The organism is Seonamhaeicola sp. (assembly GCF_028281565.1).
Classification (GTDB): domain Bacteria; phylum Bacteroidota; class Bacteroidia; order Flavobacteriales; family Flavobacteriaceae; genus Seonamhaeicola.
Genome location: NZ_JANQJQ010000047.1, coordinates 25607 through 37646, shown reverse-complemented (window position 1 = coordinate 37646; position 12040 = coordinate 25607). Strand labels below are relative to the sequence as shown.

The window sequence follows — 12040 nt, the reverse complement described above, 5'->3', positions numbered from 1 at the left end:
TTATTTCAATGCTTATTGCCTCTTCCGAATAAGGAATAAACTCTTCTACTAACTCAGGATGTTCACCGGCAACATTGTTAGTTTCTGAAATAGCTTCATCTAAATTATAAAGCTTATAAAAAGACCTATTATTATTACTTTTTAAAGGTTTACTCCTGTACCTTGTAATGAACTATCATGGTCCCACATAATTAACCAGGGGTCCTGGGTTTTAAGTTGAAAAGCCTTCATTTTATTTTTTAAAAGCTCTAATACGCCTTTAAAATCTTCATTTTCTGCCAAATTGTTTGATTCATCTGGGTCTTTTGATAAATCGAACAATTCAAATTCCGGTCTGAACATATAATCCTTAACCCTTTTATTACCAAAATACGCTTCATCATTTCTATAAATAGATTGCCAGGTGGAAGCAGCCCATAAATCGGATGCAAATGGATACTCCAAACGATATGCTATATTCCAAATTAGTTTATAATTACCGTCAATGATAACGCGCATTGGGTAATACATAGTGATTTCATGAAAAGTATGTGACGCATAAATTTGGTCCCATCCTTCGGGGTTTTCAACATCAACAATCCCTTTAAAGGATTTCCCATGAAAATCATTGGATTCATAATCAACTTCAGCCATATCTAAAATAGTTGGTGTTAAATCCACCCAGGAAATTCTGGCATTATTGACAACTCCTTTTTTAGTCTTAGTCGGATCTTTTATAATACAGGGTAATTTTATCCCGGGCTCATAAACCGTTGTCTTTGCTCCGGGAAAAGCCATGCCATTATCAGATATATAGATAACAATGGTATTATCTAATTTCCCGGCGTCTTTTAAATGTGACATAAGCTTGCCAAAACCTTGATCTATTCTTGAAATACTTTGATAATATTGGGCAATTTCTTCTCTACTTTGTTTGGTGTCCGGCAAAAATTCCGGTACCAAAACCTCTTCAGGTTTATAGATTATTTGTTCTACGCCTGCATACCCTTCTTTTTTGTTTCCAAAAGTGTTTGGAGCATCCCAGGGGTCCGGGTTAAACGGATGTCCCCGGTGCGGGTCATCAGTACAGAAATACAGGAAAAATGGTTTTTCAGAATTGATAACATCTACGCATGTATTTGCCATTTCCACAGTATTTCTTGGATTGGCTTTTAACACTTCATCAAACAAATAAACTTGTTCCGGAGCGACATGGTACTTACCTATTCTAGCTGTTAAATAACCTGCCTCAGACAGTCTATTAGACAATGATTTTACGTTATTAAAAGTGCTAAAATGATGATAATCGTGTACATGCCCATAGGATCCGGTGGCATGCCCAAACTTACCCGACAGTATTACCGATCTACTTGCCGCACAACTTGCACTGGTACAATAGGCATTGTTAAACAGTACGCCTTCACTGGCCAATTTATCTAAATTAGGAGTTTTAATAATAGGGTTTCCGTAGCAGCCTAAAGCATCCGTTCCGTGATCATCTGCAACAAACAAAATAACATTTGGTCTGTTATGGTTTACTTTATCATCTACCTTTTTTGTTTTGTTTGTGCAACTGAGATGTAACAGAAAGTATAGTAATAACACTAAAAAAGTTTTGTTCCCTGATTTAAAGTCCATGTTTTATTTTCAATTAAAATGGTTAGCTTATAAATTTAGATAGCGCCTATTACTATCATCCTGGACTCATGTGTTTTAACTTTCATAGAAATAGTATTTTCAAAAACACCCAAATTCTTACGGTCTATAATATTCCTTACCTTAACCTTAGTTTTAAAACCTAGATCTTCCAAATTAATACTTATATCCCGTTGTTTTGTATTGTCAAGGTTCAGAAACAACAAGGCATACTTACCGCCTCTTAACTTTTTAGCCCAAACCTGGGTTTTCCCTTCTCTCTTTATAATGGTTCCCTGTTCAGTCGGATCTTGATTTACGGCAATCATTTCTTTATTTAAAAGTAAGTCTTTTTCAAACTTATCCATATGCCCGGGATCATTTCCCAGCATTAAGGGTGAACTCATGATGCACCAAAGTGCAAAATGCGACACTTGTTCATCAGAAGAAAGTCCCTGAACACCCGTAACAAGCATATCGGGATCATTCCAATACCCGTTACCGGCAAATTTAGCTACCTCATTATTCTGTTCAGCAATTTCCATAACACTCAAATGCGGTTTTTCATACCTTTTGGGCTTTACAAAATCGGCGCCTCCTTTATGGATTCTTGCCCGAATATCATATGTAGTTCTGGCCATATTACAGACATCCGGATACCAATCCCGATATTCATATGCAGAAATACTAAACAAAATATCCCTGCCACAATTATTTAAAAGGCGACTCCACTTTTTATAAGCATTTTCAACCTGAACTTCACTCCATCCCCCATTTTCAGGTCTTGGGCAATTCTCACAATCTTTATTCTTAAAAGTACATTTATCCAATTTTATAAAATCAAGCCCCCAATTTACAAATTGCTGCACGTGAACTTCCTCATAACCATATCCGCCAACCGGGTCTCCTCCACAATCATGTGTTCCGGGCACGACGTGCACCCCTAACTTCATCCCTTTTAAATGAGCATAATCTGCTAAAGGTTTTATCCCTTTTGGAAATTTAACGGGATGCGGCAATAACGCTCCGTTTTCACCCAATTCAGTAGCTCTCCACCCGCCGTCTATGATCACATAAATATATCCGGCATCTCTCAAACCGGATTTGGCCATATCATCAATAACCTTTTTTACAACAGCTTCATTAATAGCTTGTTTTCCATACCAATTCCAACTGTTCCACCCCATTGGAGGTGTTTCGGATATCTCGGGTTTAATCTGTGCAGATAAAAAAGTAAAACTTAACTGGAACGTTAGCAATACGGCAAAAACTTTTTTGTACATGAAAATTGAAATTGAAATAACAGGATAAAAATAAAGCAAGTAATTTCAATTTTAACCTAATTTTGAAAATTTTGAGAAACTTATTTCAGGAATGCTTAATGCAAAAAGGCAGTCATATAAATCTTTGACTTCTTGTTCCATTAAATTCGTGACCGCTTAGATTTTGGCACATTTAGTACCTGTAGGGCATCTCAAGAACACGCTTATATTTTAGGGCATACAGCTTTAGCTTTATTGTAAAGACCCAATACTTATAATGAAGTCGTTTTTTGATTCTTTTTAGTTTATCCAACGAATGCATAGCCATATCTTTTGTTAAAAATACAAAATTTACGTTAAATTTACAATTAATTAACATTAAATTTACATTTAGGTATCTATATAGCGCTATCAAATGCATTAGAAGGGCTTTTTTAAAATTAGATATTAAAAAACCAAAATGTTATGCCTGAAAAAGTTTTGGAAGTTATTTTAAACAAAAAAGCCCTCAAAAACTTGAGAGCTTTTAGTGCGAATGAAAGAATTAATCCCTCATGCCTTGCAACACTTAATCTATCTCTGGCTATCAATCATTATCATTACAAATCTTCCAATCGTCTTTTTATTTCTTCCAATCGTAACCAATTCTGGTAGAACACCGGTAGTGTAATTACACTTTCTATATATTGAAAAACATATATGATCAGGGAAAACAAAGCACCATATTCGACGTTGCCTGTACTTACTGAAAAAACTATGGATGCCACTAAAAACCCCATTAAGACAAGCCATGATATTGAAAAATTGAACACCTCTAAATCTGACAGTTTAATATTCCATCTCATCATGTTCTTCAGATGAATAGCTAATAGTGTCTCATTGCTGGCACTTATAACATCTACCTGCTTTTCATACTCATTATTATAGGCACTGTTGAGATACGTGGTCCGCTTTCTTGTTAGAAAATAAATAAGAAAAACAAAAAAAGTAGCAATAAGTGCTGAGACAAAGACTTTCGTATTAAGACTTGCTATAATAATGATGACCCCTATCATCCCAACAATAGTTGACACCAATGTGGGCAGGGCATTTTCTAAAAACTCAACGATTTCACTGATCATGCCCAATCTTGCAGTTTTAACCGAAGCCTGGTTTTGTTCAATTTTTGAAAGTGTTGCATTGCCTAACTTACGGTAAATTTTTGCATAGATCCTGGAATCGAAAAATCGGCGCCCTCCACCAATTAAGATGATTAAGGCACCCAATCCCCCTAATTGAATGGCACCCACATAACTGTTACGAATGGCATCGTCAATTGCAAAACCAATAAACAAAGGAATGAGCAACTCAATAATGGATTCTATCAAGATCAATGAAAATATGAAAACAAACTTCCATTTAAACTGCCTAAGTGTGGTTCTGATCGTCATTTTTTCCAGCCTTTTTGAATAACGTCTTAAACAGCCTCTATCAACAATACGCTATCCATCCTGTAATGATATTTACTTTAATCGTTTCCATGTTTCGGTATCCGAATAACCCCATTTAGAGTAACTTACTATCAGGGTATCATAATTTGTAAGTTGGAGCTCCGCCTTGACCTCATATTCTTTATCTTCATAAGTAAATTTATAATCGCCCTTACCGTTCTTATCTTCGAATTTGATGTTTTGCATGACTACTGCCTCATATTTTTCTCCATTTCCCTTAGCATCCTTAATATAGGTTGTATAACATATAAGTTCCCCCTTTTCCTTTCTAAACTCATTAGTAAGATATATTTTTTCGCCGTCCTCCTCATACGCTACACCCCATGCTCCAATTAACGGGTGCGTAGTTTGAGCTGTTGCATTGGCCTGTACAACCACTACAATTAGTAGGGTAATTATAACTTTTAATACTTTCATAATATAAATGTTTGCTTATGGCTCAAAAGTATTGCAGTCGGTTTACATTAATGCCTGTCCCTATAATACGAGACATAAAAAAGTGTCTTGCCTGAGATGTAAGACATGGTATCATCACTGATATTTTAAACAAAGCTTACTTCCCGGCAGTATTTTTAAACTCGGTGGGTGTTTGTGAAGTCACTTTTTTAAATGCGGTGTAGAATGCTGCCTTACTATTGAACCCCACATCCAACGATATTGCAAAAATTGTATCGGGTTTTGGAACCAGAAGCTTTTTTTTGGCCTCCTCAATCCGAAAACTATTGATAAAATCAGGAAAACTCATCCCGGCATTTTGATTAATTGCTTGCGACACATGATGAACGGAACTTCCTAACTTCTCAGACAATGTATTCAATTTTAAATCGAAGTCCAGAAATAATTGTTCTTCTTCTATCAATGTACTAATTTGATTGAAGAGTTCAGACGAATCTTTTAATGAAGATTTAGCGTACTTCTTTTTGGTCTCCTCGGGCAAATCCTCAAAATCTCCCGAAAATGCAAATACAGGGAAATGCATGATAGAATAGGTAAAAATGAAAAAGAAAATAGCAATCAGAAACGATTCAAACTTCATGGAAATCTGGTAGTTATCAAAACCAAAACCATTAACGGAAAGATTAATAAATATCCCTATCTGCAAAATAATAAACGTAATCAGTACTACTTTAGCCCATTTGTATTTGAGTGCTTCATTTTCATTTAGAACCAAGGCTGTCGGGGCCTGCCTAAACCGGTAAAAGGCCAGGAAGAAGAAGACAATATTAAGTAAACTACTTAAAAGGTATTCCACCAAAAGCCACTCAGCATAACTCGATGTATTTAAAAATTCCAGAAAGTCGTCGAAACTTTCGTATTCAAAAGTTGGAAAAAAAAGAAGCCACCTCAGTACAGTAATCCCAATAACAATAAATACCCATTTCTTTAAGGCTACACTTAGCTTTAATAACAGGGCAACAAAATAATAGAATAAAAACCCCACTAAATGGTAGAACATATAGGATATTCCAAAATACCAATTATCGCCATTGCTTTTTATAGCAGCATAGTAGTCAAACGATACCAGAGTGAAATAAAATACAAGTGCTGCTAAAACATATCTAAGCCTTTTATCCCTGCCTAATCCTGATTTTCGAAATAAAACGAAGACACATAGAAATACGCCTACAACAAAGCTTAACAAAGGGGCGATACTTAAAACATCCATAAGGCAAATGTAGCACTTAAAGTCCATAAAAAAAACGGAGAAAAACTCCGCTTTCCAAAACCTCATTTACTTATGTGACATTCCGATTAATAGTTACAGCTTTAAAAACACTATTTAACTAATATGCCTGAAGAAAGCGAATCCATTAGCCCGTATCATCTTTATAAGAAAAAGAAAATCACTAACATATCTATTATGAGAATGATTGCCAGAATGATTGCCCAGGCCCATGGTTTTAGATGAAAATCTTTAGCTACTTTCATTTCCACCCACCACCAAACCGCAATGTATCCAACCCATACCCATGTATTTTCTATTTTATTTATTAACATGATGACCATGCCTATAAGGAAAACAATCATCACGGAGGCAAACTTTATGACTTCTATTTTTGGAGCTTTCATTTGAATGCCCTTTTCTGCCTTCTGCTTCTAATGACATAAAACAAAGACGGTATTAAATAAAGGGTCAATACCGTTGACGTAATCATACCTCCAATGGTTACTATACCCATAGGGATTCTATATTCTGCTCCGGCATCCCCCAGGCCAATGGCATTTGGTAACATTCCGAATATAATAGCTACCGTTGTCATGATAACTGCTTTCATTTTGGTCTTACCCGAGAGAATAGTAGCATCATAAATATCCATATTCTTTTTACGCATCAACCGTTCAGTATAGTCATGGATCAAGATATCGTCGTTAACCACCAAACCTAACAGGGTAATAATGGCCATTAACGACATAATATTCATGGTGGTACCGGCAAAATACATGATCACAAAAACACCTATTAACGCCATAGGCACCGTGGTAAATATAATAAGTGGCTGCCACAGGCTTTCCATAAGTGAGGCCAGCAACATGTACATTAACAGTACTGCCAGTAAAAAGGTTATGGTCATATCGGTAACCGTATTGTCCAATTCTTCCACATTCCCACTCCATTTGAATTCAACACCGGAAGGCAACCGTATTTCTTCGAGTTTTGAATCAACCATGGCCCGTACATCCCCCAATATATAACCAGGAGCCAATGTTGCACTAAACTCGGCCGTTTTGGATTTTTCCTTATGAATAATTTGAGCAGGAGCACGCTCATAAGACACCTCAGCCAACTGCCCCACGGTAAACATCCCTGCTCCTGAGTGAACAGGTAGTTGTTTGATATCTTCCAATGTGTTGGTTTGAGAGACAGGCACCTTGATGTTTATATTGTACTCAACATCATTTTCACTCATTACAGTAGCTTTAACTCCGGTAATAGCTGTGCGAATTACCAGTGCCAATTCATTTACGGAGATCCCCAATTCGGCCAACAAACGCTTTTTAGGTTTAAATTGCAGTAAAGGAGGGCCACTCCTCAAGCTTGATTCAAATGAAATTACACCTTCCACATCCTTCAGAAGGTCCAGCACCTGTTCATTAGCCCTTAATAACTGTGAGCTATTGTTGGATTTCAAGGAAAAACTCAGATCGCCACTTTCTTCAGAACTTGTGGTAGCTACAATGGGTTTTATTTCAGGAATTTCCCTGAGATCATTTAGTATCCTCTCCCCAATTTGAGCATTTGACAAGTCTCGTTCTACACTTTTATTAAGCTTCAATGTCATGTTGGTGTAATTGGATCCCACTGTAAAGGAATTTTTGCTGCCCAACATGCTCAATACCGCATTTACCTCCGGGTATTTAGCTATCTTTTCTTCAACAAGTTTTGTCAACTCCCTGTTCTTTTCCATAGAGGTCCCGGGTTGCATTTCCAGTTCAACAAACAAATCGCCATTATCAGACTCCGGTTCAAATTCAAACCCAATATCCTCCAGTAACCCCATACTCATGATAAAGAAAAAGAACATCACCGCAAACAGGATTATGGGGTTGCGTTTCCTTGACATCAATCGTTTAAGAGATTTTTCGTAGGCATTCTGCAGCCTTTCAAACAACGTAATGATCCAATTCGAAAATTTGGAGGGTTTTGGATTGTGCTTCAATAAAATAGAGGCAAGCATTGGAGTTAACGTAATGGAAACCAAAAGTGAAAAAATGGTTGCAAATGAAATGGTCAATGCGTATTCCCTAAAAAATGAACCAACTATGGAATTCATGGATGCAATGGGCAAAAACACCACCAAGTTTGTTCCCGTGGATGCCAAAACTGCTGTAAATACTTCTTGGGTTCCTGTAACGCAGGCCTCCTTAATGGCAAGACCTTCTTTTTTGAGGCGAAGAATATTCTCCAAAACCACGATAGAGTTAGAAACCAAGGCTCCAATGGCTACGGCAAAGCTCATAAGCGATAGCATATTGAGTGACCCGTCAAAGAGTCTCATAGCCAAAAAATTAATGATGAGCGACACGGGAATTGAGATGCTCACTATAATGGTAGCCTTGATATTATTTACAAACAGAAATAATACCAATCCGGTAATAATAATACCAAGAATGACATTCATCATAGCATCATTTACTGAACTTTCAATATATTCTGAAGAGTCGAACGGCAAACTCAATGTAACACCTTCGGGCAGGTTTTCTTGAATTTCCGGAACCAGTGCCTTTACGGCCTTAGCTATAGATACTGCGTTAGCCGTACTACTTTTTTGTACGCTTATGCCAACAATGTTGTTTAATGCTGTATCTGTGATACCATCATAGAAGAAGGCATCGTTTTTTGATATTTCAAAAGTGTCTTTTAAAACAGCAAAATCTGTCAACTTCTTTTCGCCATAAGGCGTAGCAATAAATGTGTTCTTAACGGACTCAACAGAGTTGTATTTACTTCCCGTTTTTATAATGGATTCCCGGTGATCTGTAACTATATCGCCCCCGGACATGTCTATATTATTATCCTTAAGTTGTGTTGCTATGTCTGTTATGTTCATGCCTAACCCATAGAGATTACCCTTATCTACTTCCACATGGATTTCACGTAATTTCCCGCCATTGAACTCAATTTTGGTGACACCGTTTATACGTGAGATTTTATCCTTGATCTCCCGTCTAGAAATTTGATAGAGTTTATTGGCATCTACATTTCCCGTAATTATTAAATCAACCACAGAACCACTGTTGATACTAAAAGGTGCTAACAGCGGTTTAGAACGTTTACGCACAAAGGGTAGCTTGGCCTCTTTGGGCAAAAAAGAAACCACCAGATCTATTTTGTTTCGTAATTCGGCCATCGCCTTGTCCTGATCTTTATCCAGTTCAAATTGAACAATGATCATGGACATATTAGGCATGGAATAAGACTGCATGAGTTTTAATCCATTGATAGTTGCCACTTCCTTTTCAAGGAGATTGGTGATCTCTGTTTCAACCTCACCCGGAGTCGCTCCCGGATAGTCTGTAACTATAACCATGGCAGGGAGATTAACCTCTGGCATAAGGTTTACTGGCAACTTAAAGTAGGACATTAATCCAAATAACAACAGAGCCAAAAAAACCATGGACGTTGTAACCGGCCTGGAGACTGAAAAATTCGTTATCTTCATATCCGTTCTATTTATTAACTATTAAAACCAGGCTATTGTGTTCTACTTTTTCAACACCTGCCGTAATTAATTGTTGTCCTGCACTCAGGCCCTCAATAACCTGTGCCGATACTTCATTCCGCTGTCCTATTTTTACATCCTTTTCGATAGCCTTACCATCTTCAATGACAAATACATAGTTTCTATTTCCACTTTGCTTTAGGGATTCTATGGGAATCCGGATACTCGAAAGTGCTTCCCCCGTTTCCAATTGGATTTCAGCATGGGTTCCAACAAACGGCACCTCCCGGTTATGAAACAGGGCAGTCACCTGGAATGCTTTTCGGGTGGGGTCCATTTGAATAGCCCTTTTTGCAATATGCCCTTCTACCCTTTTATCAGCAAGGGATAAATAGGTGACCGTCCCTATTTCAACCTGAGAGATATCTTGTTGTGTAACGTAAAAATTCACGGCTACAGCATCAGTTTTTGCCATACTAAATAAAGCCTGCCCCATTCTAACTTCCTCACCAATCTTGACGGGAACCTGAGTAATGATTCCTGAAAAAGGTGCCCGGATAACATTCATGTTTTGCAATTGCTCCATGGTTTTGGCTTGAATATCCTTTTGGGCTTTATAAGCTTCAACGGATACTTTGGATACAGCTCCGGCTTTTAGCAATTCTTGTTGCCGTTCATAATCGCGAATGGCTTTTTCATGTTCAATCCTTAACTGATCTATTTGTAACTGATGGTTTATAGGAGGGTATACAGCAATGATTTCACCTCGCCGCACTTTTTGACCAGGTTGGGCATTGAGTTTTGTTATTATTCCGGACTGCTGTGCCACAAAACTTGTCGCTTTGGAAAATTGCAGTTCACCGTAAAAGTCCTTTGTTTCTTTATGATGTTCTTTTTTTAAGGTAATAGCCTTAACATGGATCTGTGCTTCCTTTACCGGTTTCTGTTCGGTTTCTGTCCAATAACAAGAGGCTAGCAGGAAGCTTGAAATGGTTAACAGTAATAAACGCTTTATTGTTTTCATTTTTTAATGCTTTAATAGTTATGGTTTGGCGTCTAGCTTTTTTGACCTTTAATTCGTAAAACCTGAAGACGTGCTATATGTAAATCCAGGTACGCATTAAGTAACTCCAGCCTGGATTGCGTAAGCCTTAACCGGCTTTCCTTGAATTCGACAGAAGTGACTACACCCAAACGTAATTGCTTTTTAAAAATTTCTACTTCGTTCTCATTCAAGAGTATGGTTTCCTTATACGTCTCAATATTGGCCATGGCATTGGTGTAGTTGTTCTCGGCAGTTTTAAGCTGGTTAAGCAAATCCCTCTTGATCTTTGTCAACTGGAGCTCCGCCATATCCCTCTCAAAGGTGGCTCTGGCAATTTTGGCCTTATTCCGGCCCCCGGAAAATATGGGCATACTAACACCTGCCTGTAAAAAGAACAATTTGTTTGCATTGGCATTAAAATTAAAATCATTGGCTTGGGCATCGTAGTTATAACCTGCTGTTAAGTTAACCTTCGGATACCAAAACTTCTTTTCGATCCCAATTCGTTTATTGGTAACTTCAACCTCTTTCTTTAGCTTTTTTAGCTGTGGCCGGTCTTCCAGGTCTACCTCATGACCAGGCATGAGATCACTTGTTCCTATAGTTTCCAGATCATCTGTTAAAGCGATAGGGGCTGCCATTGGAATATTGGCTAATATTTTTAAATCATTCAATAACTTTCCGAACTGATTTTCAGTGTTCTTAAGAATAGGAAGCGTTTTTTTGTAGAATACCTCGGCCTGTTGTACCTGCAGATCACTAACAATACCCCTTTCATGTAATTTCTTTATTTGGTCAAATTGATCTTTTGCCAGGTTTGAATTTTCAGCAAGTACCTTGACACTTTCTTTGGCATAGATTGTTTGCCAATATAAAGATGACGCCTGCACTACAAGTTCGTTGGAAAGATGTTCATCATTCAGTATGCTGATTTCCTCCGTGAGTTTTACTATTTTGACTGCTGAAAAAGCAGCCAAATCAAAAATAGTTTGATTGAGTACAGCGTTAGAATTAACACTATTATTGAAGTTGGTTCTTAACCGTGTGAGACTTCCATCAAAATCATTGATGAAAAGAAAATTTCTATTGAAATCCCGTTGATAAAATCCGTTAACACTAACACTTGGCAATAGTGCGGATCTGGCAATCTTAGTGTCCTCCTTTGCTATTAAAACCTGTTTTTCACTTTGTTTTAAATCCGCATTGTTCTTTTTAACCAAATCGATGTACGATTTTAGATCCAACTCCTGGGAATACGACACGTGATTAATGAGCAAAAATGTACCAAGGACTAAAACATTTAAAAGGTGGCATCTATACTTCATCTACTTTGTTGTTTCGTTATAAACGTGATTATCCACATTCTTCGAAGCAAAAGTAGAATGGCTATAGTCCTTATATGACTTCCCCTATAAATCAAGACAAACTTATACATCAAAAAGATGTCTTGAATCATCGGGAAACATT

The 12040-nt window shown here is 37.4% G+C and carries 9 protein-coding genes; all 9 read right to left on the bottom strand.

The annotated features are described in order from the left end of the window. Nucleotides 1–141: 141 nt before the first annotated feature. The 9 genes from Q0983_RS19770 to Q0983_RS19730 all read right to left on the bottom strand — a co-directional run bounded on the left by Q0983_RS19770 (nucleotide 142) and on the right by Q0983_RS19730 (nucleotide 11898). Entirely contained in the window at nucleotides 142–1617 is a 1476-nt protein-coding gene (locus tag Q0983_RS19770) for a sulfatase (protein ID WP_299556853.1), read from the bottom strand. A gap of 35 nt (nucleotides 1618–1652) precedes the next feature. Beyond that, nucleotides 1653–2897 carry a glycoside hydrolase family 27 protein gene (locus Q0983_RS19765; protein WP_299556852.1) on the bottom strand — a complete coding sequence of 415 codons (1245 nt, stop codon included), beginning with the start codon at nucleotides 2895–2897 and terminating at the stop codon, nucleotides 1653–1655. Nucleotides 2898–3475: 578 nt separating this feature from the next. Next, the gene (locus Q0983_RS19760) at nucleotides 3476–4306 is read right to left on the bottom strand and encodes an ABC transporter six-transmembrane domain-containing protein (protein WP_299556850.1); all 831 of its coding nucleotides are present in this window, start codon (nucleotides 4304–4306) and stop codon (nucleotides 3476–3478) included. 72 nt (nucleotides 4307–4378) lie between these two features. Further along, nucleotides 4379–4783, bottom strand: a complete 405-nt coding sequence (locus tag Q0983_RS19755) for a hypothetical protein (RefSeq protein ID WP_299556848.1) — start codon at nucleotides 4781–4783, stop codon at nucleotides 4379–4381. Nucleotides 4784–4919: 136 nt separating this feature from the next. Next, the gene (locus Q0983_RS19750) at nucleotides 4920–6032 is read right to left on the bottom strand and encodes an AraC family transcriptional regulator (protein ID WP_299556847.1); all 1113 of its coding nucleotides are present in this window, start codon (nucleotides 6030–6032) and stop codon (nucleotides 4920–4922) included. A gap of 161 nt (nucleotides 6033–6193) precedes the next feature. After that, on the bottom strand, nucleotides 6194–6397 hold the full coding sequence (locus Q0983_RS19745) for a hypothetical protein (RefSeq protein ID WP_299556846.1): 204 nt from the start codon (nucleotides 6395–6397) through the stop codon (nucleotides 6194–6196). A gap of 35 nt (nucleotides 6398–6432) precedes the next feature. Continuing rightward, the gene (locus Q0983_RS19740; protein ID WP_299556845.1) at nucleotides 6433–9528 is read right to left on the bottom strand and encodes an efflux RND transporter permease subunit; all 3096 of its coding nucleotides are present in this window, start codon (nucleotides 9526–9528) and stop codon (nucleotides 6433–6435) included. Between the two features lie 7 nt (nucleotides 9529–9535). Beyond that, nucleotides 9536–10552: an efflux RND transporter periplasmic adaptor subunit gene (locus Q0983_RS19735; RefSeq protein WP_299556844.1), complete on the bottom strand. Its 1017-nt coding sequence runs from the start codon at nucleotides 10550–10552 to the stop codon at nucleotides 9536–9538. A gap of 32 nt (nucleotides 10553–10584) precedes the next feature. Further along, nucleotides 10585–11898, bottom strand: a complete 1314-nt coding sequence (locus tag Q0983_RS19730) for a TolC family protein (RefSeq protein ID WP_299556843.1) — start codon at nucleotides 11896–11898, stop codon at nucleotides 10585–10587. Between the last annotated feature and the right edge of the window lie 142 nt (nucleotides 11899–12040).

What these genes read in the sequence shown, in the direction of transcription:
- Q0983_RS19755 (WP_299556848.1), bottom strand. Translation starts at nt 4,783, where the DNA reads ATGAAAGTATTAAAAGTTATAATTACCCTACTAATTGTAGTGGTTGTA.
- Q0983_RS19765 (WP_299556852.1), bottom strand. Translation starts at nt 2,897, where the DNA reads ATGTACAAAAAAGTTTTTGCCGTATTGCTAACGTTCCAGTTAAGTTTT.
- Q0983_RS19760 (WP_299556850.1), bottom strand. Translation starts at nt 4,306, where the DNA reads ATGACGATCAGAACCACACTTAGGCAGTTTAAATGGAAGTTTGTTTTC.
- Q0983_RS19730 (WP_299556843.1), bottom strand. Translation starts at nt 11,898, where the DNA reads ATGAAGTATAGATGCCACCTTTTAAATGTTTTAGTCCTTGGTACATTT.
- Q0983_RS19735 (WP_299556844.1), bottom strand. Translation starts at nt 10,552, where the DNA reads ATGAAAACAATAAAGCGTTTATTACTGTTAACCATTTCAAGCTTCCTG.
- Q0983_RS19750 (WP_299556847.1), bottom strand. Translation starts at nt 6,032, where the DNA reads ATGGATGTTTTAAGTATCGCCCCTTTGTTAAGCTTTGTTGTAGGCGTA.
- Q0983_RS19770 (WP_299556853.1), bottom strand. Translation starts at nt 1,617, where the DNA reads ATGGACTTTAAATCAGGGAACAAAACTTTTTTAGTGTTATTACTATAC.
- Q0983_RS19740 (WP_299556845.1), bottom strand. Translation starts at nt 9,528, where the DNA reads ATGAAGATAACGAATTTTTCAGTCTCCAGGCCGGTTACAACGTCCATG.